General features: G+C 39.0%; 21 protein-coding genes and 1 pseudogene. 6 read left to right on the forward strand and 16 right to left on the reverse strand.

Annotated features, from left to right (window positions below; all coding sequences use genetic code 11):
- The 13 genes from HYU69_06630 to HYU69_06690 all read right to left on the reverse strand — a co-directional run.
- Positions 1–375 (reverse strand): LptF/LptG family permease (locus HYU69_06630; GenBank protein ID MBI2270022.1); only part of this gene is annotated, 375 nt, incomplete at its 3' end.
- 92 nt (positions 376–467) lie between these two features.
- A complete protein-coding gene (locus HYU69_06635; GenBank protein ID MBI2270023.1) occupies positions 468–1235 on the reverse strand; it encodes a DUF1365 domain-containing protein in 768 nt (255 codons plus the stop codon).
- Between the two features lie 10 nt (positions 1236–1245).
- Positions 1246–2499, reverse strand: coding sequence for an FAD-dependent oxidoreductase (locus tag HYU69_06640; protein MBI2270024.1), 1254 nt, complete (start codon positions 2497–2499; stop codon positions 1246–1248).
- Positions 2500–2577: 78 nt separating this feature from the next.
- The gene (locus HYU69_06645; protein ID MBI2270025.1) at positions 2578–2943 is read right to left on the reverse strand and encodes a four helix bundle protein; all 366 of its coding nucleotides are present in this window, start codon (positions 2941–2943) and stop codon (positions 2578–2580) included.
- Between the two features lie 50 nt (positions 2944–2993).
- Positions 2994–4034 carry a class I SAM-dependent methyltransferase gene (locus tag HYU69_06650; GenBank protein MBI2270026.1) on the reverse strand — a complete coding sequence of 347 codons (1041 nt, stop codon included), beginning with the start codon at positions 4032–4034 and terminating at the stop codon, positions 2994–2996.
- Between the two features lie 81 nt (positions 4035–4115).
- Positions 4116–4910, reverse strand: a complete 795-nt coding sequence (locus HYU69_06655; GenBank protein MBI2270027.1) for a DUF1295 domain-containing protein — start codon at positions 4908–4910, stop codon at positions 4116–4118.
- Between the two features lie 2 nt (positions 4911–4912).
- Positions 4913–6553, reverse strand: a complete 1641-nt coding sequence (locus HYU69_06660) for a signal peptidase I (protein ID MBI2270028.1) — start codon at positions 6551–6553, stop codon at positions 4913–4915.
- Positions 6554–6844: 291 nt separating this feature from the next.
- Entirely contained in the window at positions 6845–7561 is a 717-nt protein-coding gene (gene dapB / locus HYU69_06665) for a 4-hydroxy-tetrahydrodipicolinate reductase (protein MBI2270029.1), read from the reverse strand.
- Between the two features lie 63 nt (positions 7562–7624).
- The gene (locus tag HYU69_06670) at positions 7625–8194 is read right to left on the reverse strand and encodes a hypothetical protein (GenBank protein ID MBI2270030.1); all 570 of its coding nucleotides are present in this window, start codon (positions 8192–8194) and stop codon (positions 7625–7627) included.
- A 176-nt stretch (positions 8195–8370) separates the two neighbouring features.
- The gene (locus HYU69_06675; GenBank protein MBI2270031.1) at positions 8371–9282 is read right to left on the reverse strand and encodes a ParB/RepB/Spo0J family partition protein; all 912 of its coding nucleotides are present in this window, start codon (positions 9280–9282) and stop codon (positions 8371–8373) included.
- A 136-nt stretch (positions 9283–9418) separates the two neighbouring features.
- Positions 9419–10234 carry a ParA family protein gene (locus HYU69_06680; GenBank protein MBI2270032.1) on the reverse strand — a complete coding sequence of 272 codons (816 nt, stop codon included), beginning with the start codon at positions 10232–10234 and terminating at the stop codon, positions 9419–9421.
- A 54-nt stretch (positions 10235–10288) separates the two neighbouring features.
- A complete protein-coding gene (locus tag HYU69_06685) occupies positions 10289–10996 on the reverse strand; it encodes a metal-dependent hydrolase (GenBank protein MBI2270033.1) in 708 nt (235 codons plus the stop codon).
- Between the two features lie 323 nt (positions 10997–11319).
- The gene (locus tag HYU69_06690) at positions 11320–12489 is read right to left on the reverse strand and encodes a hypothetical protein (protein MBI2270034.1); all 1170 of its coding nucleotides are present in this window, start codon (positions 12487–12489) and stop codon (positions 11320–11322) included.
- A 483-nt stretch (positions 12490–12972) separates the two neighbouring features.
- On the opposite strand from HYU69_06690, the gene HYU69_06695 reads away from it, so the two are divergent.
- Entirely contained in the window at positions 12973–14208 is a 1236-nt protein-coding gene (locus tag HYU69_06695; protein ID MBI2270035.1) for a HAMP domain-containing histidine kinase, read from the forward strand.
- Positions 14177–14851, forward strand: coding sequence for a response regulator transcription factor (locus HYU69_06700; GenBank protein ID MBI2270036.1), 675 nt, complete (start codon positions 14177–14179; stop codon positions 14849–14851). The genes HYU69_06695 and HYU69_06700 overlap by 32 nt, the downstream gene beginning before the upstream one ends.
- Positions 14852–14954: 103 nt before the next feature.
- Here HYU69_06700 and HYU69_06705 read toward each other — a convergent pair whose 3' ends face one another.
- The 3 genes and pseudogenes from HYU69_06705 to HYU69_06715 form a co-directional block, all read right to left on the reverse strand.
- The gene (locus HYU69_06705; protein MBI2270037.1) at positions 14955–15275 is read right to left on the reverse strand and encodes a PKD domain-containing protein; all 321 of its coding nucleotides are present in this window, start codon (positions 15273–15275) and stop codon (positions 14955–14957) included.
- 114 nt (positions 15276–15389) lie between these two features.
- The gene (locus tag HYU69_06710; protein ID MBI2270038.1) at positions 15390–15686 is read right to left on the reverse strand and encodes a hypothetical protein; all 297 of its coding nucleotides are present in this window, start codon (positions 15684–15686) and stop codon (positions 15390–15392) included.
- Between the two features lie 474 nt (positions 15687–16160).
- Positions 16161–18216 (reverse strand): annotated as a pseudogene (locus tag HYU69_06715) (S9 family peptidase).
- 138 nt (positions 18217–18354) lie between these two features.
- Here HYU69_06715 and HYU69_06720 point away from each other — a divergent pair.
- The 4 genes from HYU69_06720 to HYU69_06735 all read left to right on the forward strand — a co-directional run bounded on the left by HYU69_06720 (position 18355) and on the right by HYU69_06735 (position 23053).
- Positions 18355–20112 carry a DUF885 domain-containing protein gene (locus tag HYU69_06720; GenBank protein ID MBI2270039.1) on the forward strand — a complete coding sequence of 586 codons (1758 nt, stop codon included), beginning with the start codon at positions 18355–18357 and terminating at the stop codon, positions 20110–20112.
- A 160-nt stretch (positions 20113–20272) separates the two neighbouring features.
- Complete coding sequence (gene pfkA, locus HYU69_06725; protein ID MBI2270040.1) at positions 20273–21253, forward strand: 6-phosphofructokinase; 981 nt, start codon at positions 20273–20275, stop codon at positions 21251–21253.
- A gap of 15 nt (positions 21254–21268) precedes the next feature.
- A complete protein-coding gene (locus tag HYU69_06730; protein ID MBI2270041.1) occupies positions 21269–22072 on the forward strand; it encodes a pyrroline-5-carboxylate reductase in 804 nt (267 codons plus the stop codon).
- A gap of 33 nt (positions 22073–22105) precedes the next feature.
- Positions 22106–23053: a UDP-3-O-(3-hydroxymyristoyl)glucosamine N-acyltransferase gene (locus HYU69_06735; protein ID MBI2270042.1), complete on the forward strand. Its 948-nt coding sequence runs from the start codon at positions 22106–22108 to the stop codon at positions 23051–23053.
- Positions 23054–23056 lie beyond the last annotated feature (3 nt).

A 23056-nucleotide genomic window follows, 5' to 3' on the forward strand; every position in this document is an offset into this window, starting at 1 on the left:
GGCCCATGGCAGCACATTATTGGCAAAATAAAAGGCAGTGAGGCTTATCGCGATTGATGTGATGGTTAACGGCCGCATGATCTTCTGGAGTGAAAGGCCGGCCGATTTCATGGCAACAAGCTCATAGTTTTCAGCCAGGTTGCCAAATGTCATCAGTGAAGATAATAAAATGGCGAGAGGTAAAGCCATCGGTACCAGCGTAACACTTACATAGAATAAAAATTTAGCCAATATATACCATTCAAGCCCTTTACCTACAAGGTCATCAATATACAGCCAGATGAATTGCATAAGGAGCACAAATATGGCTATGCAGAAAGTAGCTATAAACGGGCCAACGTATGATTTTAATGTAAATCTGTAGAGGGTTTTCATTATATGTAAAGATAGAAAAATGCTGTAGGTTATCAGTAATCGGTAATTTGTTATCGGTTGTTGTTTACTGATTACCGATCACCGATCACCGATCACTTTTTATTGTAGGGTCGTAATACATTTTGCTGGAGCTCTTTATGATCATCTTTTTTATGGTATGGAGTTTTTTTGAACCATAATTTCAAAGCCTGCCAATGAATTAAGCCTATTACCTGTAGTGTTATAAGAGGAAAGCGAAAACTGTACCAAAGCAGGTTTAAATTGGATAATTCTTTTTGAGAGCCGCTCAACGTGCTGATGAATATTCGCTTTTCGTCCTTATAATCATCGATGCGGATGTTTAATTTATCCGATGGTATCTCTACATTGAAATCAAATTCGGTGTCCAAATCACTAAATGGTGAAACATAGAATAGCTTCTTTATCCTTTGTTTGAATATATTTCCGGACAGGGTAGAGGAGTCAAGCAGGTATGGTTTTATCTCAAGAAAAGTATTTCCGACTTCAGGAACGCAGCAAACCGGTTTACCTTGTTCATCAAAGCAGAAATAGAACGACACAGGGTTGAATTGATACCCAAATGTACACAGGTTGGTAAGCAACATTACCTTTCCTGTTTTTAAGTCAACACCGTTTTGTTTTAAGTATTCACACAGGTTTTGTTTTACATTTCTGGAAGTATCGGGTTTTTGAGAAGGCAGTTGGATATGGTCTTTATCACGAAAATTAAATACATTGAATTTGTTTTTGCTGACCAACCATAACTTTTTGGTGATTAGGTCGATTTCATCCAGGTCGATATAGAACGTAAATACGTTGTAATGGAACCTGTGTGGTTTAGGTTCTATGCGGTTGTGCATTACAAGGCATTTATACAGGCAGGAGTTCATTCAGTTTTTGACACAATTTATTTGCCGACCACAACGCATCTTCATGAAAACCATATCTGAAATAGCTTCCACAGAAATAAATCGGCCCCATTGCATTTAATAAAGATAATTCCTTTTGTGCTTTTATGGCTGCGACATCAAATAATGGGTGTGTGTAATCAATTCGCTTGATTATTTTTTTCTCATCAATATTTCCCGGATCATTGATCGATACAAAATAGTCTTTACTTTTTGAAACATGTTGCAGGTTATTCATCCAATATGTGGTAGAGGGGTGTAAAGTCTTTTGTTCAATTCTGTAATTCCAGGATGACCAAACGCGTTTCAGTTTAGGCATAACTGAATGATCAGTATGAAGTGTGGCTGTGTTTTTTTGATACTTAAATGGTTGCAATAATTGTAGTTCCTGTAATGTAGGTTGTGCAAGTAGTTGTAATGCTTCATCTCCATGACAGGCCAGAATAACTTTGTCGAATTCCTTCTTTGTTCCATTTTTTGTTATGACAATTGCTTTTCCATTTGTTCGACCTAATTGTACCGTTGCATTGTTCACTTCAATACTATTTTTAAATGGTTCAATAATAATGTCGCTATATGTTTTACTTCCATTAACTACAGTATACCATTGATGTTGTGTATTGAGACCAAGAAATCCATGATTTTTAAAAAAGCGGATCAATGTTACCGCGGGGAATTGCAGCATTTTATCCATTGGGGTTGACCATACCGCGGAACTCATCGGAATGAGGTACTTCCATAACATGTCATCGCCATACTTCATTTCTTTAATATACTCCTCGATAGAATGGTCTTGGTATGTTGGGTCATCAAGTATTTTAACGCTTTCAGTATTGAAACGTGCAATCTGTCCAAGCATTGATATATATTTCCTACTAAAAATATTTTTCCGTTGAGCGAATAAACCGTTTAGTCCTGAGCCCGAATATTCAAGTCCGCTTGGCATATGCTGCACGCTGAATGACATGGAGGTTGGTTTGGTTGGAACATTCAGATCCTTGAACAGCTTAGTAAGCAGAGGGTAGGTGGCGTGATTAAATACCATGAAGCCGGTATCTATGTAAATTTGAGTTCCATCTTCATCAACAGTAATCGTATTTGTATGACCACCCACATAGTTATTCTTTTCATAAATCGTAATGTTATATTTTTTGTGCAGGTAATGTGCACAAGTCATTCCTGCTATTCCTGTTCCTATGATTGCTAAAGATTCCATTAGTAAGTAAGAAGTAAGAAGGCAGAAGGCAGAAGTGAAAGGAAGGGAAACGTGAAGTTGAAAGACATGTGTTTATGTTTATGGATTGTTGGAAGATTTCTTTTTTATTGTGGCTAATATTTTTCTTAGCTCAATTCCTTCATTTATAAACTCCTCAAATTTTTTTTGGTGTTTTTCTTCTTCATATAGCTCTTTTAACACACGAAGCCAATAGACACTTTCTCTTGCTTCCTTATAGCTGATCCCTATTTTATTGGCAAAATCGCGTTTGGAAACAGCACCTTGCGATTCTTCATAATTAGCTCCGATGGAGGTACAAGCCTTTGCAAGTTGAACTTTTGGAATTCCATAAATATATTCATCGTGAAGAGATTTAAGAAACTTTAAACAATTAACCCCAAATTTAAACGTTCTATCCAAAAGGTCATTTTCCTTCTCTGCCATAGTGTTTTGATTTATGTTTTTTATAATTTTTGTTTTTAACTTCTGCCTTTTTACTTCTGCCTTCTTACTTTTTTTAACAAATAATGACTCACCATCCATTCGTTTCCATTATTATACCCCCATAACTCAGCGCAAGACATAAAAAACACCCGCCAATACACCCACCATTTTAAGGCTTGATTATTTCCATACGTTTGTTCAAATAGCGGCATGATCTTATTTTTATTTGAATCCATATTTTTTAACCAGGCTTCGGCTGTTTTACTGTAATGAATACCGCTAACACGCCAGTGCTGTTCTACATTAAAATGCCTATTAAAATAAAGAAGCAGATCATCACTTGGCATAATGCCCCCCGAAAAAAAGTATTTGCTCATCCAGTCACTTTCATCTTTTGCTTCAAACTTATACGCGAGCTCTTTGTGAGTAAAAATATGAACGAACAATTTGCCTGTCTCATTTAAAAAACCGGCTATTTTTTCCAGTAATTTTTCATAGTTGCGCATATGTTCAAACATTTCAACAGATACAATACGGTCAAATTTTTTATCAATATTAAAAACATTCATGTCAGAGGTAATTACTTCAAGGTTTTTTAACCCTCTCTGCTGGCCTTGTTCATCAATGTGTTTTTTTTGTGTACGGGAGTTGGAAACAACAGTAAAATGACTTTCCGGAAATTTTTGGGCCATAAATAGCGACAAAGAACCCCAGCCGCAGCCTAATTCCAATACTTGTTGCCTATCTTTTAATTCTGCACGCGAACAGGTTATTTCCAGCATGTCCAGCTCTGATGTATCAATGCCGGTAATTCCGTCTTTCCAATAACCGCTCGAATATTTTAAGTGCTTTCCCAGGCATAGTTTATAAAATTCAGTGGGAACTTCGTAATGTTGTTCGTTTGCGGCTGTTGTTTCAATGGCAATGGGTGAGTTTTTTAATTCTTCGATCAATTTCATTAAATGTTGTTGATTGGCTTCAACACTTCCCCGGTTCTCTTCTTTTAAACGTTGACTTAATAATTGACGGATGCCTATACGTATGAGGAAGTCGGGGATTAAATTTTTTTCGAGTAAAGAAGAATAAAACATGTTGTTAGTTGTTTGCTTTGAATTGTTGCTAACCCCTATTATAATTACTCTTTAACAACCGACAGCTAACAACCAATAACCTTAATTTTTTTTAAACCGGGGTACAAAAGCACTTGTTGTACGCTGGTATTCCCTGTACGCATCTCCCTTTGAACGGATTGATTGTTCTTCTGTCATTGGTATGCCGGTAAGTTTAAAGATCAGGAACAACATTGTTAACGGACATGTAACGGATATCCATCCATAAGGAGAGGCCAGGGCAAAAGTAAAGTAGCTGACCCATATCATCCATTCAAAAAAATAATTAGGGTGACGGGAATAATTCCAAAGTCCCGATTGGCAAACCTTGCCTTTGTTGCCGGGATCATTTTTGAATTTTTTTAGCTGCCAATCGGCAGCAGCTTCACCAATTATAGCGACAAGCCATATAAAGAACCCGGCTTTTTCGGATATTAATAATTCAGGATTGGGGTTAAGACAGATGATAAAAAAAGGAATTGCCAGGTAAACATTCGACGCGGCCTGCATTTGAAAGAAGCCAAAAAATTTCCTGTCCGGGTGGGGTTGCCATTCTTTACGCAATTGTTTGTAGCGGCCTTCTTCTTCTGCAAGGTGTGAACCGACGCGGATAAGAAGATAAATACCCAGCCGCGAACTCCATATTATAACCATGCCGCAAATAAGAGCTTTACGAACATCGAATCCGCTTCCAAGCAAGTAACAAACGATCGCAATCACGGCAAAATTAAAGGCCCAGAAAATGTCCACGACCCCTGCGTTTTTTATTTTACAAGCCCATAACCAAACAAAAACCATTACTAAACAGCAAGCAGCAAGGGAAGCTGCAACCATTTGAAGGAGGGAATGCTTATCCATCTTTAAGTTTTAGGTTGAACCTTAGCCTTTCGCCTGCCTTTAAAGTAGTTGTATCCGAACATTATGACAAGGAAACCCAGGAAATGTATCAAATAGGAACGGGATAAACCGTCTGAATGTACAAACGTGAAAAATCTGTCCCAACGTGCTTTACCCATGAATCCGTTTTTCCACGACATCCATACGAATACAGGTTTGCCTACTATATGGTCTTCAGGAACGAATCCCCAATAGCGTGAGTCGGCAGAGTTGTGACGGTTATCGCCAATCATAAAATAGTAACCAAGTTTAAAAGTATAGGAGCTTGCCGGAACTCCGTTAATAAATATTTTGTCACCTTTTATTGCCAATGTGTTTCCTTCATAAGCGGTAATAATCCTATCGTACAAAGCAATGTTAGTTGTGTCAAGCTTTATAGTCATGCCTTCTTTAGGCATAACAAGCGGTCCGAAATTATCGACATTCCATTTATAGTTCGGACTATGTGGAAAGATACGCGGATCGTAAACATTGCTATCACCGATCAGTGGTGTTACTGATTCGATATTTGGCAGTTTTTTAAATTCTTCAACCTTATTGTTCGGGAGGGTAAGGATCAATGCTCCGGGTATCATCCTGTTTTCAACAGGCTCTGTAATATCGAATTTGTCAAGAACTTTTTGGTTGAATCCAAACCCATCCTTTGTTTTTACTATATAATGATGCTGCATTGTTTCCGCAGCGTATGATGGTTTTCCGTTTATATAGAAAATGCTATGTCTGATTTCGAGTGTGTCTCCTGCGATTGCAACACATCGTTTTACATAATTTTCCCGTTTATCCGGCGGACGGGCCACAACATTTCCAAATGGTTCACCCGAATATGGATTAACCTTGTCGGGATTGTTTACATAGCCCCAACCAAATTCTCTGCAAAGCTGATAATAGCTTTGGTTTTGTGCGCCAAGAGCGACCGTATCTCCATCCGGATAATTGAATACCACATAATCGTTGTTCTTCACTTTCCCAAGACAGGGCAGTCGCCAGTATGGAAGTTTTACCCATTCCAGGTATGAACGGGTATCTTTTGTAAGAAAAAGGGTATGATGTGTGAACGGAAACGATAGAGGAGTGTTAGGCACTTTAGCTCCATAGCTTACTTTGCTCACAAATAAATAATCACCCACCATTAATGATTTTTCAAGTGATGAAGTGGGAATTGTAAATGCTTCTATAAAAAATGTACGGATAATAGTGGCGGCCACAACCGCGAACAAGCCGGCATCAACCCATTCGGCCATCCAGGAGCGTTTTACTTTGGTGTAGTCAATTGGGCCGCTGTATTTTAAATTTTTACTGTATCCAAACCAGGGGAGGTATACAAACCATAAAACAGCGCCAATGAATTTTTCGCCCGCGCTTTTTTTACCAAAGCTTTCATAGAGCTGGTAAAGCATTATCCACCACATGATAAAACTTACTGTTGGCACCATGAACAATAAAAGCCACCACCAGGGGCGTTGAATTATTTTAAGAAGTATAAGGATGTTATAAAACGGCACATAAGCTTTCCATCCTTGTTCACCAAAGGCTTCAAAGAATTTTTTTAAACCTATAACCGTCGGAAGGTAGGAGAGTATAAGGAAATATATGAAGGGAGTCATACGAAATTAAAAATTAAGAATTGTGAATTAAAAATGACATTGCGCACGGTATCATAAATTGTAAACAGAAGATTTCAAACATTTTTAATAAATACTCTTAATATCCCACATCCCACATCCCACATCCCACATCCCATATCCCACATCTCACATCTCACATCTCATATCTCATATCTCATATCTCATATCTCATATCTCATATCTCATATCTCATATCTCATATCTCATATCTCATATCTCATACATATCTCATATCTCATATCTCATATCTCATATCTCATATCTCATATCTCATATCTTCAACATATCATTCATTCCGTAAATACCTTTTTTGCCTTTTATCCATTCGGCGGCAAGTACAGCGCCCAGGGCAAAACCTTTGCGGCTATGTGCTACATGGGTTATTTCAATATAATCCACTTCCGATGAATAACGGATGGAATGTGTGCCCGGTACTTCATCAATTCGTTTGGAAACCAATTGTAATTCTCCGGGTTTATTTGTTTCATTATTCACCCAGTTTTTTTTGCCTGGCATGTTCTTCAATACGCCTTCTGCTAAAGTGATGCCGGTTCCGCTTGGGGCATCTTTTTTATGTATATGGTGGATCTCTTCCATTGTAACATTGTATTCGCTGTGCGGCTGCATTAGTTTGGCCAAATATTCATTCAGTTTAAAAAATAAGTTAACCCCAACGCTGAAGTTTGATGCCCAAAACAAGGTCTGATCTCTTTCTTTACAAACTTTTGCAACCTCATCCCATTGTTTCAGCCAGCCTGTTGTACCTACTACTACGGGTACTCCCGCCTCAAAGCATTTGTAAATGTTTGAAACCGCTGTATCGGGTGTGCTGAATTCAATCGCGGCATCACACTTTTTTAATTCAGCGACAGAATAGGAATTAATATTATTAAGATCAATGATCAGTCCGATCTCATTTTTTCTGGAAAGAGCGATCTGTTCAATTTCCTTTCCCATTTTCCCGTATCCGAATAGCGCGATCTTCATAAAGATTAAATTTGAGATTTTTATTGTGCCAAAATAAATTCCGGCTGTTAAAAGATGTTAAAGTTAGAATTTAAGAGTTAAACCAAGTCCTGTTCCGGGAAGATTATTTTGAGCGATATAGATAAAAGCCGGACATACATGCAGGGATAAATCATTACTCACATCAAATGTAAACATATGAGCATCAACTGCGGCATCAACAATATTTAAGACATAAACGGCTGCAACTCCGATGATGGCGAAATCGCGCGAACGCTGGTAAGAATTTTTTAAGGTCAGCAGATTTTCGGCGGAGTATTTATTTACGTATGAATCAATTGTCGCAGGGTCACTGTCTGTACGATAAATATAGGCTTGCTTATATTTGTTGTATGCATCGTTGTTGATCATGACCATGTACCCGAGTCCGGCAAAGGCGGCATAAACGACCGGAACTTTCCAGTATTTGCGATTATATACCTGCCCGGCTCCGGGCAGGACAGTTGATAACAGGGCTGCCATTCGTACAGAATGTTTTATTTCGGTTCTTTTTAATGTATCCGGTTTAACAGGAAGCGTATTTTTTTCTTTGCTGCTTTGGGCAGATCCGATGAGACAGGAACAAACAAGAACTATGCTTAAGAACAACCTCACGACCGGGAGATTTTATTATTTATTGAAATTTTTTTATTGCCACTAAAGCACAAAAACTCTAAATCCCACCAAATTATTTCGTAAATCGTTTGATGTCTGATTAACATTTTATTTAATTTTTTCGTGGAATTTAGTGCTTTTGTGGCATTTTGGGAATTGCATCAATCCACTAAATATTAAAGAATATCAAGCAGGGTTAGTATTCTTTCGAGGTCAGCATCAGATGCAAAGGGGATCACGATCTTTCCTTTTCCGCTGTTTTGCCTGCGCAGTTCCGCTTTCTTTCCGAAAGTGATCTTAATACTTTCATTTACTTTTTTAAGTTTTTCGGGCAGGGGGAAGGCCGCGGATCTTTTAGATCGTCTTAATGATTCCGGCTTTTTATTCTGCCAGCGGGCAAGGTCTTCAACTTCACGGACAGAAAGATCTTCGCTGATTATTCGGTTGTATATTTCAATCAGGGTTTCAGCTTTATCAATGTTCACAATAGCGCGGGCGTGGCCCATATTGATCTTGTTGTCACGTATACCCAATTGCACTTCAGCCGGAAGCTTTAACAGGCGCAGATAATTGGCAATGGTTGAACGTTGTTTACCTACTTTCTGACTCAGATTTTCCTGTGTAAGTCCGCATTCATCCATTAAACGTTTATAGCTGATCGCAATCTCAATGGCATCAAGGTTTTCGCGCTGAATGTTTTCTACAAGGGCCATTTCGAGCATGGCTTCATCGTTCGCTATGCGAATATAAGCGGGAATGCTCTTTAATCCGGCTACCTGAGAGGCTTTGAAACGGCGCTCCCCGGAAATAAGCTGGTATTTGTCATACCCCACTTTGCGAACCGTTACCGGTTGGATGATCCCCAATGAACTTATTGATTCGGCCAATTCAGCCAATGCTTCTTTTTCAAATTTGGTGCGGGGTTGGAAAGGGTTTGCTTCAATTTGGGCAAGAGGTATCTCCGCAATAGAACCCGCGACAGGGGTATTGCCTTCTGGCGTTTTTGATGATGATGTAATATCGGTATTGGCGTTCTCCAATAACGCGCTCAGACCTTTACCCAACGCGTTACGTTTATTAGTGCTCATTATGTGTTACGAATATTAATAGTGTGGTACGAATACCGAAATGTTGCGAATTTACGAATGGCAAAAATAACAATTAGAAGATATTCGGAACCTAAAAAGGTCGATTCGTAAATTCGTAATAATTCGTTATCTGTACTTAGTTCTCCTCAGTAATATTAATGATTTTTTCCGACTCCGAAAGTTTTGTGAGGCCATTTTTTTGGAGTATTTCACGGGCAAGGTTCAGGTAGTTAACAGCACCTTTGCTGCTGGCATCGTGCATAATAATGGTTTCGCCATGGCTTGGAGCTTCGCCTAATTTAGTACTGCGCTGAATGATGGTATCGAATACCATATTCTGGAAATGTGTTTTTACTTCTTCCACAACCTGGTTGGCAAGGCGCAGGCGAATATCGTACATGGTTAATAAAATACCTTCAATGGAAAGTTCGGAGTTGAGACGGGATTGAACAATTTTAATAGTATTGAGCAGTTTGCCCAGGCCTTCTAAGGCGAAATACTCACATTGTACAGGAATAATTACCGAATCGGCCGCTGTTAATGAGTTAACTGTGATAAGTCCAAGGGATGGTGAGCAGTCCAGAATAATAAAGTCGTAATCATCTTTTATTTTAGCCAATGCCTGGCGCATTTTTTTCTCGCGGCTTGGCAGATTGATCATTTCGATTTCAGCGCCTACAAGGTCAATATGGGCAGGAAGCAGATCCATATTGGGTGTAGAGGTGTTTAAAATAACATTGGCCGGATCGATTTCATCAATAATACATTCGTATATGCTCGCTTTCACGTTGCGTGGTTCAAAGCCCACACCCGATGTAGAGTTAGCCTGCGGGTCGGCATCAACCAATAAGGTTTTGTATTCCAGCACAGCTAAACTCGCTGCCAGGTTAATGGCAGTTGTTGTTTTTCCCACCCCGCCTTTTTGATTGGCTATTGCGATTATTTTTCCCATATCCTGAATTTATTTTTTTATAGTTTATTCTGCCACCTGAAACTGATCAGCTGACTATGCCTTGCTCAATGTTGTTTTGAATTCGTAATTAATGGTTTCACCGATCCTGAGCAGTGTTAATTTTTTTCCTGCCCGTTGAAACTTGTTTATAGCTTCTTGGTGATCTATCTTAATAAAGCCAAACGTGTCGTAGTGCATACCAATAATATCCGGACAATTGATAAAAGTGCTTGCAAGAATAGCATTCTCAATACCCATTGTGAAATTATCGCCGATGGGTAAGAATGCGAAATCAAGTTTCCTGTATTCCCCGATCAATTTCATGTCGTACGTAAGAGCTGTGTCACCGGAATAATAAAAATTGCCTTCGCTTGATTCGATTATAAAGCCCAATGGGTTTCCTCCATAAGTTCCGTCGGGTAAGCTGCTTGAATGTTCGGCCGCTACACATTTAACTTTACCAAAATCAAACATCCATTTGCCGCCCGTATTCATCGGATGGCAACCCTTAATTCCTTGTTTCAATAGCCAGTTGTAAATCTCATAATTTGAGATAGTTATAGCTCCTGTTAGTTTGGCTAATTCTACCGCATCTGCGGTATGGTCTTCATGCCCGTGAGAGATCAGAATATAGTCGGCCTTAATCTTTTTAATATCAATATTTTTAGCCAATTCATTCGGGCGGATGAAGGGGTCGAACAATAAATGTTTTCCATTTACTGTGACGCTGAAACATGAATGTCCGTAATAAGTTACCTGCATTTAGATGAATCGGACTTTTTTAAATTTAAGTCGCAATAAAAGTACGATGATTAGCACTTTGGCTCACAAAACCTGCAAGGAACTTTTAAACACTTTTTTGTTAATTGAAAAGAGATTCAGGATGTTATTAAACCCAATTGTAGTCGATGTTTTGGCTGGATGAAAAATATTTTTCGACTTTCATATCCGGTTTTTGTCAATAACATTTTTTGGTTTGGTGTAAGACAGGGGTAGATTTGTTGTCATGAAATTGCTGCCACTTAGCAGGTGATTGTCAGTGAGTAACTATTTTCCTGAAACGAATAGCTAATAACCAACAACAACTAATGATTTATAATAATTTTTTGATAAAAATTTCCAAAGTCTGATAAAACGTGAAATATATACGCTCCATTTGGCAGATTACTTATATCCATGTGATCTGTAAGCTTACCTGTCATTGTTATTTCTCCTTTAATTGTTGCTATTTCGAAACGGCCATTGATAGGTTTGTCGATAGATAAGTTTAATATATCACTTACCGGAATAGGGAATAGTGTGATGCCATTAAGTTGGTTATATGTATCAATTCCGGTTATGCCTGAGAACAGCCATAGGTCATTTTCCCAACCCGCTCCGTTATTTCCCAAACCTATCCATCCATTAGTGCCATCAGATGCACATACAGTTGAATTTCTTGCCCCACCCGGAAAATCTGCTACAGCCGTCCATGTATTTGCTGAAGGGTTGTATTTAAAAACATCTTTATAATTTACCATAGAAATGGATAGACCTGTTCCGACGTATCCCATATTGTTTATGCCCAATCCAAATGGAGATACACGGGGTGCACCTGGGAAGTCTGCAATTTTCAACCAATTGTCATTCTTGAAATCATATTTCCAAAAGCTGGAATAGGAGGTTGAGTTGTCAGCGCCACATCCAGCATAAACGGTGTCATTTAAATCAAAAGTCACCATTCTCCAACGGGATCCACCCGCATAATTATTTTTCTTTATCCATTTATTTGTAGTGTCATTATACATCCAAATATCTTGTTGCGGTGTAAAGGATGAATTTACTCCCATCCCGACGAATCCTTTATTGTGCGATGAAAAATGAATTGTGCCTCCGCGAACACCGCCGTCAAAATCGGCAACTATGGTCCATTTGTCTGTTGGCGGGTCGTAGCAATAGAAATCTTTTAAGGGAGAAAAAGATTGGTCAAAGCCACAACCAACGTAAATTTTGCCGTTGATAGTAAAAAAGGCGGGCGCAAATCTGGCTACACCCGGAAAACTTTTTTTAGGAGACCAGGAATTTAACGAAACATCATATTCATACCAGTCGTTGTAGAAAGTATTGTTGCCTCCGAGTCCTGTATAAATTTTCTTTTTAAGAAGGCACATAACACCCGCTTCTCTTGCTATACCGCTAAAATCAGTCTTCTTCGTCCAGGTTTGGGCGTTGGATAAAATGACCGGAAGTATCAGTATAAATGTTATAACTTTCATTTTTATTTTCATTTTCATGGTTTGTAAAGTTTATAGGTTATAAAAAAACATAAACATTTGTCAGGATGATAGACATCCTTTCATCAGCATTGCCGCAGCTAAAAGTATTTTGGCCCACAACACTTCGGGGTTATTTGTGCTATGTAAAAATCTTTTTAAAGAAATTGAGACACAGAGTTTCTTTAATTGAGATTGTTTTGCAGCAGTATTTATAGTCATTGGATTTTTTATCTAATAGTAAAAGTAAATTAATACCAGATTAATCGAGCTTTACAATTTCTTAAAAAGCCTGAATAAAACCTTAATACCGCCATACACGTCTTAATTTTTCATAGATTTAAAATTATGAAGCATATTCTTACGAAACATTCAAATGTAATTCTTTTGATTGTTATGATTGGCCTTATTGCCTTGCAAATGTTCTGGCTTATAACATCTTTCAAGGTGTACGTTAAAACATTTGAACAAACGGCTGTAAATAGTGTGAAGGATGCAGGAAGGGAATACACTTATTTTTTAGCTGATGATTTTATTCAGAAGATCGATTCCGTGTTGTCGAGAAAACCGGGTGGAATAAAAAATAAATGCAATGTGGACGAAATTTATTCTATGGAAGGCAGGCGGAGAATTTTTGGCGCATTTAACCATGAGGATAGTATTTATTTTACGTTGCTAAGTAGGAATATTTCAAAAATTGATACGGTCAGGTTAATAAATTTATTGAATGAAGTAGTTCTTAAAAATGGCATTGATTCTCAATTCACGATAAATCTAATGGATTACAATGGGACAGAAAAGGCAAAAGACGGCAACTACTATCAGGCTATAATAGCAATACCCGGGCTTGTTGATAAGTATTACCTTTTGCAGGTTAATTTTACAGAAATGGATACTCTTATCCTGAAAAAGACACTTCCATTATTTTCACTTATAATATTATTTACCGGTTTATTGTTCTTCATTTATTACCGAACATTGGGGATATTTAAAAAGCAGAAGACCGATCTTGAATCAAAGAATCATTTTATTAATAACATGACGCATGAACTAAAAACACCTATATCTGCAATCCAGCTGGCTGCAGATAGCTTATTGATTTCAAATGATTTCTCTGCTTCTAATGTAAAAAAATATCTGTCCATCGTTTATTCTCAGGGAAGTAAACTTAATACCTTGGTGCAAAAAGTTTTAGATACTGCAAGAGCTGAAAGAAATGAGTTTGAGCTAACTCTTGAGTCAATTTCTATTAATGAAATTATCCGGCAATCAATTGAGAAATTGAAAGTTAAAATTGAATCTGCAAACGCTAATTTAAAATTTGCTACTGATAGTAAGGGCGCTACAGTACTTGTGGATGCGTTTTATATGGAAAGTGTTTTTGTTAATCTTATAGACAACTCAATTAAATATTCCGGAAATAAACCGGATATAGAAATACAGAGCATAGAGCAAGATGGAATGGCTGTTGTTACAATTAAGGACAAAGGAATTGGAATATCAAAGGAAAATCAAAAAAAAGTTTTCCGGAAATTTTTCCGTGTTGAAGGAACTGACACACATAATATTAAAGGACATGGCTTAGGATTGACACTTGTAAAGGAAATAGTACAGTTACATAATGGAAATATTAAGCTCAGAAGCAAATTGAATTATGGAACATCAGTTGAACTAAAAATACCGTTATTAGATGAATACGATTCTTCTGGTAGAGGACGATGAGATTATTGGTCCTTTATTGCGTGACTATCTTGGAATGAATGATTTTGAAGTCAGCCTTGCTGTAAATGGAAAGGCCGGATTAGCTGCTTATAAATCCGGCATCTTTGACCTCTGCATTTTGGATGTAATGATGCCTGAAATGAACGGCTTTGATCTTGCAATTGATATATCAAAAATAAATCCGGATCAGAGATTTATTTTTTTAACTTCAAAAAATTTGCGCGAAGATGTTCTCAAAGGGTACTCATTGGGTGCTTTTGATTATATTTTAAAGCCATTTGATTCAGAAATACTGGTCATTAAAATTAAAAACCTGTTAAAGAAAACCGCAAAAGCTGAAAGGAATAACAAAATCGGGAAATATTTGTTTCTTTTTAGTGAGCGAAAACTGATCTACGACCACAAAACAATTAAGTTAAGCCAAAGGGAAGCTGATTTGCTGAATTTGTTTTACGAAAACGCAGGTAGTGTAATTAATCGTGATGTGGCGCTTAATTGTATTTGGAAGAGCGATAATTATTATAACATAAATACCATGGATGTTTACATTAGTCGGTTACGAAAGTATCTTGCTGAAGACAAAAATATTTTAATAGAAAATATTCATGGCAAAGGATTCAAACTATCAGTAAATAATAAATAAAAGGTGTACTTGCAGAAATTATAAGAGTGTAAGTCCTGAAAAAAGGCAACTGATAGCTTAGGGTGCAGTAAGGTTAACATTCACACTACACCCGTTCTTGTCTTTAATATTTATGTTGTAAGCGCCGGGGCAAAGCTGATTTTTGATCTGTTAACATTACCATCCGCCAGGAGTAGGAGTAGGGGCTTGTTCTGCCGCTGGCAGTTATCATTAACCATTCTTTGCATCCGCATCCGTTGCAGTTTGCCGTACCTTTTGTTAATTGCCCGATTAATGGAGGTGGTGGAATTATTGTTGCCGTTGATGTTGACGTACAACCTTTACTGCCCATTACAGTTACCGTATAATTACCGGCACTCAAACCTGAAACCGTTGAACCTGAAACGCCTCCATTCCAGCTATAAGTATAAGGTGGCACTGCCATTGTTAACTGATGCGGTTGCTGAGCCTGTCGAAGCACCGCTACAGGTTATATTGGTTTCAGCGATGGTTATACTTGCCGCCGGGGTTAACAGTTACCACAGCTGTTGATGTTGAACTATTTCCACCTGTATCTTTTATTGTAAGGGTGTAAGTGGTGGTTGTTGCCAGACACGGATTTATGTTTTGTGAGGCTTGCCCAGGCCGCTGATGGTTTTTTTGAAGTCAAATCATCCTGGGCGTAGACCATGAATGGCCAGGTATACATACTTACATTGGTAGAAGCCGTTGCATCAAATACCGCAGGAGTATTCGTACAAAGTGTTGATACATTTGACAGATTTGTAGTTACAGACGCAGTGATCGGCTTATCCACTTTAATATTGATAGCCAATGATCCGACACAACCTGCCATGGTACCTGAAACGTTATAACTGATATTATTACTGGAGTTGCGATAACAGTAGCTCCTGAAGTCGTATTCAGATTTATCGAAGATGAGTCCAAGTGTATGATCCTACAGCTCAAGGGTTGAATAGTCGATTCCAATAGTCCGTTATATTTTTAAGCTGCCATTCTGCCTATTTCCAGGTAATCCAGATACAGGGTTTTTATTTTTTTGCAATTCAGGTTTACTTCCAAATTTGAAAAAAATAAATCAGTAATTAATTGGTTGTGATACAGGTGTTTAATGTCTTGAATTGAAAAACTTTTTCTTTCCTTCTCTGGTATGTATCTGTGAACAAACTGTTTTGGAAAACATTAGGAAAGTAAAAGAAATAATAAATTTCATTAATATTGTCTAATTCGGCTACAGCAATTACCTCATTATTCTATCCTGCAAATGGATATATGTAGAATGAAAAGTAGTTTTATTATTTATAATACTTTACAACTTCGGTTCCACTCCCAAATTATAAAACACAAAGCTCCATATATCCGCCTGCTCTTCAATGAGTTTGGATGTTGGCTTACCTGCGCCATGGCCGGCATTTTGCAGGAACCACGCGGTCATCATGATCGCCGGTAAGTATCATCGTTGCAGGGTATTCAGACGTTTTCACATTGTGAAGCGGGGAGTATTTAATTAAACAATCGAATTCATCCTTCTTTTCGCTTGTACCATAATCACTTGCCCAGGCCCAGCCAATGGTAAATTTGTGATAGCGTAACATATCGAGTACGCCAACACCCGGCAGCGCAACCTTTGCCAGATCGGGACGTTGAGTCATTGTGGCGCCAACCAAGAGTCCTCCATTGGAGCGACCGTGGATGGCCAGCCTGGTGTTTGTGGTGTATTTTTCTTTCACTAAATAATCAGCCGCGGCAATAAAATCATCAAACACATTCTGTTTGCTGCATTTGGTGCCTGCTTTATGCCATTCTTCTCCGTACTCACCACCGCCACGCAGGTTAGCAACAGCATAAATGCCGCCCTGCTCCATGAAAATAATATTGCTTGTGCTGAAACGGGGTGTATTGCTGATGTTGAATCCTCCGTAACCATAGAGGAAGCAAGGGTTGTTGCCATCAAGTACCAAACCTTTTTTGGAAGTGATGAACATTGGTATTTTGGTTCCATCCTTGCTTGGATAGAAAACCATTTTGGTTTCATAGTCACCCGATTTAAAATCAATTTGAGGTTTGAAATAAACCGATGATTGATTGGTGGCAAGGTTATATTTATAAATGGTGGTAGGATTTGTATAGGTAACAAAAGAGTAAAACATCACGCTGTCCTTCTTTTTAGCGTTGATCTCATCAACCATGCAAAGGCCGTCCAGTTTTATCTCACTCTCTTGTTTTCCTTCCATGTCATACACATAAATGCGGCTCGTGACATCTTTTAAAAATTTCGCGATTATTTTTCCGTTGCCGATACTGGCAGATTGCAGCAGGTCATTCGACTCCGGAATTATTTTTTTCCAGTTTTCCGGCTGTGGTTTATTCGGGTCGATAAGAACCAGTTGGTATTTTGGTGCATTTTTATCCGTGATGACCAGCAGTTGATCTCCGATATTATCAATAACCCCATAGTTATTCTCAAAATTATCTACAATAACTTTATAAGGACTGTTTGGTTTGCTCAGGTCTTTCACCATTAGCGATGTTCCGCTGGTTGATTCTTCACCCTGTACAATGAGGTATCTTTCATCATCGGTTATCATCCCGCCAAAGTTGCGCTGCGGATGTTCCTTATCTTCAAATACCAATACATCTTTTTCCTGAGGTTCTCCAATGGTGTGATAATATACTTTGTGATATTCGTTTTTCTTTGAGTAGGTATGTCCATCACTTGGAGCATCGTAGCGGCTGTAGTAAAAGCCTTTGTCACCTTTCCAGGAGATACCTGAAAATTTAACCCATTTTATTACATCTTTAAGATTAGTTCCTGTTTTTACATCAATTACATGTATCTCATTCCAGTCAGAGCCGGCCTGTGCCAGCATATATGCCAGCATTTTCCCGTCTTTACTGGGATCGGGTGAGCTGAGTGCTGTGGTTCCATCGGAGGAAAGTTTATTAGGGTCAATAAGCACGTGGGGCTCACCTGTAGCACCTTCCTGCACATATAATACACTTTGGTTCTGAATCCCATCATTCTTAAAAAAGAAAGTGTAATTGCCTTCTTTAAAAGGAGTTCCGCAGCGGGTATAATTCCAAACCTTTGTCAGCCTTTCTTTTATCTTTTCCCGGTATGGTATTTTAGATAAATAGTCAAATGTTACCTTGTTTTCAGCCTTCACCCATTCGGCGGTTTCAGCGGAATTATCATCTTCAAGCCAACGGAAAGGGTCGCCTATTGACGCCCCGAAATAGGTATCAGAGGTGTTCACCTTTTTTGTTTGCGGATATTGAATAGGGTTTTCTTCCTTTTTCTCTTCTTTATTTCCTGCACAGGCTATCATAGCTGAGAGTGGTAAAAGGTAAATGAGATGATTCATGAGTTATAATTTTTAAATACGACCAAAAATAGTAAAATGTTCGGGGTTTATATACTTTATATGATAAACGGAGATATAAAAGTAGGAGAGGCATATGCGTTTACCTGAATTCTTTAACTTTGGGTAAATTCATATAAAATGAAGAATGTAAAACTGATAGTTCTGGCAGCACTGTTTGCCTCTGCTTGCGGACAACCGGGAAGTGATAAGTCTGTCGGCAAGATCACCGGTAATATTGATGGGCAATTCGATGCCTATAAAGCCAGGTTTATTGAAAACCTTTGGAAGGTATTTCCGAATTGGGCCTCCGGCATGGGGTATCATAAATATGATGGTGTGTTGGTTGTGCATACGGATGAGGTGCGTGCCAGGGAAAATGCGTTCGCGAACGCTAACCTGGATTCATTGAAAGCATTTGACTTAAATGCTCTTTCTTCGAATAACAAAACCGATTATTATTTGATAGAGAACAAACTGAAGGATATTGTATGGGGTAATGGGGTATTCAAAAGTTACGAATGGAATCCTTCTGAATATAATGTGGTGAGCGGTATTTCCGAATTACTCACGGGGAGTTCTGAAAAGCTGGAAGCACGTTTGATAAATATTTATAACCGCCTGAAAGATGTGCCTGCTTATTACGAAGCGGCAAAGAAAAATATTAAGAATCCAACCGTTGAGCATACCCGACTTGCGATCGAACAAAACCTGAATTCGATCCCGGTACTTGAAACCGAGGTGATAGATGCCATTAAAAGGTCGAGGTTTAAGGCTGTAGCTAAATCGGAATACGAAGGCCGTATAGCCAAAGCCGTTGCCGCGATAAAGGATTACGCCGAATGGTTGAAAAACCTGAAGAATGATACTCCCCGCAGCTTTCACCTGGGCAAAGAATTGTACGAACCAAAGTTTCAATTCGACATACAATCGGGTTTAACTGCTGAAGAAATTTACCATCGTGCATTGAAGCGGAAAAGTGAATTACATAAAGAGATGTATCAGTTGTCGACAAAATTATGGAACAAGTACATGGGAAAAAAGCCGTTGCCGGGTGATTCGTTATTGGCCATCAGGCTTATGATCGATCATTTGTCTGCAAAACATGTTCATCGCGATTCGTTTCAAACGGCTATAGAAAAACATATTCCTCAATTGGTTGAATTCATAAAGCAAAAGAATCTCATTTATATTGATCCCGCAAAGCCTTTAGTGGTGCGTAAAGAGCCTGCATATATGGCAGGTGTGGCCAGTGCATCTATTAACGCTCCCGGTCCTTATGATAAAGAGGCCAATACTTATTATAATGTAGGTTCTTTAGCCGGTTATTCCGCTGATAGGGCGGAGAGTTTTTTAAGAGAGTACAACTATTATATCTTACAGATACTGAGTATTCACGAGGCAATCCCCGGTCATTATACCCAATTGGTATACAGCAATCAGTCGCCAAGCCTTATTAAATCATTGTTCGGGAACGGAGCAATGGTAGAAGGCTGGGCCGTTTATACCGAGCGGATGATGATGGAGAATGGTTATGGAAGTAATGAACCCGAAATGTGGCTCATGTATTATAAGTGGCATTTGCGCACTGTATGCAATACCATATTGGATTATAGTGTTCATGTACTTGGTATGGAAAAGGAGGCGGCCATGAAATTATTGGTTGGCGAGGCTTTCCAGCAACAGGCAGAAGCCGAAGGTAAATTCAAGCGCGTTACTTTAACGCAGGTGCAGCTTTGCAGCTATTTCACTGGCTATGCCGAGATTTATGATCTGCGTGAAGAGCTTAAGAAAAAAATAGGTGATAAATTTGATCTTAAGACCTTTCATGAAAAGTTTCTCAGCTATGGCAGCGCGCCGGTAAAGTATATCCGGCAGTTGATGTTGGAGGAGAAGTGACTGGTTGGTAGATGACCGTTGACAGTTGTCGGTTGTCAGTTGTCAGTTGTCAGTTGATAGTTGTCGGTTGTCAGTATAGTTGTTTAAAATACAATACCAAATACTCAAAAACCAAAAACCAACAACTGATAACTAACAACTAATTTTTTACCTTCGTTATATGCAAAAAGTGATCAAAAAAATAGCCTTACTTACCTCTGGCGGTGATGCTCCGGGGATGAATGCCGCTATACGTGCAGTTGTACGTACCGCGATATACCACGACCTTGAAGTTGTTGGTATTATGCATGGGTACGATGGGTTAATAAACGACGAGTTTATTAAGCTACAGGCATCATCGGTTGCCAATATAATTCAACGAGGCGGGACCATTTTAAAAACAGCCCGCAGCGCCCGTTTTATGACGGACGAAGGGATGGATCTTGCGTTCAACAATTTTAAAAAACATAACGTAGATGCCTTAATAACCGTTGGCGGTGATGGTACCTTCAGGGGGGCCAAAGTATTTGGCGATAAGTACAAATTCAGCATAGTAGGCATCCCGGGAACAATTGATAATGACCTGGTCGGAACTGATCTTGCTATTGGGTATGATACTGCTATTAATACAGTAGTTGATGCCGTTGATAAGATACGTGATACAGCCGAATCCCACGATCGGCTGTTCTTTGTAGAGGTAATGGGGCGTGACGCCGGCCTGATTGCTTTGAGGAGCGGTATAGCCGCCGGGGCTGAAGCTATATTAATGCCTGAAACTCTCACAAATATTGATATTTTGGTTGATAAACTAAAAAATGTCAAACGTAAAAAATCATCCAAAATAATTATTGTAGCGGAGGGAGACGAAGCAGGAGGAGCATTTGAGATCGCGAAGAAGGTAACCGACAAGGTGAAAGGATATGACGCGCGTATTACTATTCTTGGTCATATTCAGCGGGGCGGAGCTCCAACCTGTATGGATAGGGTAAATGCCAGCCGCTTAGGTCATGAAGCGGTATTGGCTTTGATAAATGGAAAGCGCGACCTCATGGTTGGTGTGGTGAATAAAAAGATTGAGTACACTCCTTTTGAAAAGGCCGTTAAGCATATTCAAAAGATGGATCCCGACCTGGTAAAAATGTTAGAAGTATTGTCATTATAAAATAATTGAAACGAAATGAAACTTACAATTGTTGGCTGCGGGAATATGGGGCTTATTTATGCAAGGGCCTTCCTGAAATACGATATTGTATCATCCGCAGATCTTATTCTTGCGGAGAAGAATGAGGAACGAAAACAGGAGCTTAAAAAACTGGCTATAGGTAAAGTGACAGTTATAAATGACAAGGAGATCGGTGAGAGTGATATCATTATAATTTCCGTCAAGCCCCAGGATTTTAACGAATTAAGTTCTGGTCTTAAAAGTGTCATTAGTCCGAAGAGTATAATTATTTCGATCATGGCTGGAATCAATATATCCTTTATTGAAAAGGCCTTGGGAACCGGAAATGTTGTGCGGGCCATGCCTAATTCACCGGCCGAGATCGGGCTGGGTATGACCGCTTATAGTGCAAGTAAAACACTTTCAATGGAGCAGGTGCATAAAGCGGAGAATCTGCTTTCGACTACCGGTCGGACTGTTTTTTTTGAAAATGAAGGATTGCTGGACGCGGTTACAGCGCTCAGCGGAAGCGGACCGGCTTATTTCTTTTACCTGGTTAAATACATGATCGATGCCGGAAAACAAATGGGGTTTGACGAAGGAGTTTCGGCAATGCTGGTAAAGCAAACCATGCTTGGGGCGTTTCACCTGATAAATGTTGGTAACAAGTCGTTGGATGATATGATCAAAGCTGTTTCATCAAAGGGAGGGACAACCGAGGCTGCTTTTACTGTTTTCAATGACAATAGAGTGGGTGAAAACCTTGCACGGGGTATTCTGCGTGCCGAGCAGCGTGCAAAAGAGCTTTCTAAAAAGTAGTTGTATATTTAATGGTTGTAAAACACTTACGAGATGAGGTTTCCTGTTTCTCATAAATTGAAAGACATAGCTGCCATAATTGGCGTGGAATTTGAAGGCCCGGCTGATCATGTAGTCAGCGGGCTGAATGAAATTCATAAAGTGGAAGCCGGAGATATTGTTTTTGTTGATCATCCAAAGTATTATGATAAAGCCCTGGCATCAAAAGCGACCACCATCCTTATCGATAAAAAAGTGGAATGTCCGAAGGGAAAGGCTTTGCTTATTTCCGATGATCCTTTCAGGGATTACAATAAACTTGTGCTGCATTTTAAGCCGCTAAATTATTCGGCGAAACCGATCAGCGATACCGCGAGTATTGGAAAGAATACCGTTATTATGCCGGGTGTATATATCGGGAATAATGTTAAGATCGGCGACAATTGTATTATTCATCCCAATGTGGTTATATATAATGATTGTGTAATTGGTAACAATGTAATTATACATGGAGGTTCAGTTATAGGTGCTGATGCGTTTTACTTTAAAAAGCGTGCCGATAAATATGATAAAATGATCTCCTGCGGACGTGTTGTAATACATGATGATGTGGAAATAGGGGCCTTATGCACAATAGATAAAGGTGTTTCTCACGATACAGTTATAGGTAAAGGAACAAAAATGGACAGGCACGTGCAGGTTGGGCATGATACTGTTATTGGTGAAATGTGTCTGTTCGCATCTCAGGTGGGCATTTCGGGTGTTGTAACAATTGAGGATAGGGTAACATTGTGGGGACAGGTAGGTGTTCCGAGCAATCTGGTGATCGGAAAAGGAGCCGTGGTACTTGGTCAATCCGGTTTAATGGGATCGTTGGAAGGAAATAATACCTATTTTGGAAGTCCGGCTGTTGATGCCCGGGAAAAACTGAAAGAACTGGCATTGATAAAGAAGATTCCGCAGATATTGAATAAACTCGATCAGCTTGAAAAAAATAAATAGAAT

It is taken from the genome of Bacteroidota bacterium (genome assembly GCA_016183775.1).
In the GTDB taxonomy this organism is placed as follows: Bacteria; Bacteroidota; Bacteroidia; order JABDFU01; family JABDFU01; genus JABDFU01.

Coding starts and splice junctions, on each gene's coding strand:
- HYU69_06660 (MBI2270028.1), bottom strand. CDS start 6,553: ATGACTCCCTTCATATATTTCCTTATACTCTCCTACCTTCCGACGGTT.
- pfkA (MBI2270040.1), top strand. CDS start 20,273: ATGCAAAAAGTGATCAAAAAAATAGCCTTACTTACCTCTGGCGGTGAT.
- HYU69_06640 (MBI2270024.1), bottom strand. CDS start 2,499: ATGGAATCTTTAGCAATCATAGGAACAGGAATAGCAGGAATGACTTGT.
- HYU69_06645 (MBI2270025.1), bottom strand. CDS start 2,943: ATGGCAGAGAAGGAAAATGACCTTTTGGATAGAACGTTTAAATTTGGG.
- dapB (MBI2270029.1), bottom strand. CDS start 7,561: ATGAAGATCGCGCTATTCGGATACGGGAAAATGGGAAAGGAAATTGAA.
- HYU69_06675 (MBI2270031.1), bottom strand. CDS start 9,282: ATGAGCACTAATAAACGTAACGCGTTGGGTAAAGGTCTGAGCGCGTTA.
- HYU69_06710 (MBI2270038.1), bottom strand. CDS start 15,686: ATGGCAGGTTGTGTCGGATCATTGGCTATCAATATTAAAGTGGATAAG.
- HYU69_06685 (MBI2270033.1), bottom strand. CDS start 10,996: ATGCAGGTAACTTATTACGGACATTCATGTTTCAGCGTCACAGTAAAT.
- HYU69_06650 (MBI2270026.1), bottom strand. CDS start 4,034: ATGTTTTATTCTTCTTTACTCGAAAAAAATTTAATCCCCGACTTCCTC.
- HYU69_06735 (MBI2270042.1), top strand. CDS start 22,106: ATGAGGTTTCCTGTTTCTCATAAATTGAAAGACATAGCTGCCATAATT.
- HYU69_06705 (MBI2270037.1), bottom strand. CDS start 15,275: ATGGCAGTGCCACCTTATACTTATAGCTGGAATGGAGGCGTTTCAGGT.
- HYU69_06700 (MBI2270036.1), top strand. CDS start 14,177: ATGAATACGATTCTTCTGGTAGAGGACGATGAGATTATTGGTCCTTTA.
- HYU69_06635 (MBI2270023.1), bottom strand. CDS start 1,235: ATGCACAACCGCATAGAACCTAAACCACACAGGTTCCATTACAACGTA.
- HYU69_06655 (MBI2270027.1), bottom strand. CDS start 4,910: ATGGATAAGCATTCCCTCCTTCAAATGGTTGCAGCTTCCCTTGCTGCT.
- HYU69_06720 (MBI2270039.1), top strand. CDS start 18,355: ATGAAGAATGTAAAACTGATAGTTCTGGCAGCACTGTTTGCCTCTGCT.
- HYU69_06730 (MBI2270041.1), top strand. CDS start 21,269: ATGAAACTTACAATTGTTGGCTGCGGGAATATGGGGCTTATTTATGCA.
- HYU69_06680 (MBI2270032.1), bottom strand. CDS start 10,234: ATGGGAAAAATAATCGCAATAGCCAATCAAAAAGGCGGGGTGGGAAAA.
- HYU69_06690 (MBI2270034.1), bottom strand. CDS start 12,489: ATGAAAGTTATAACATTTATACTGATACTTCCGGTCATTTTATCCAAC.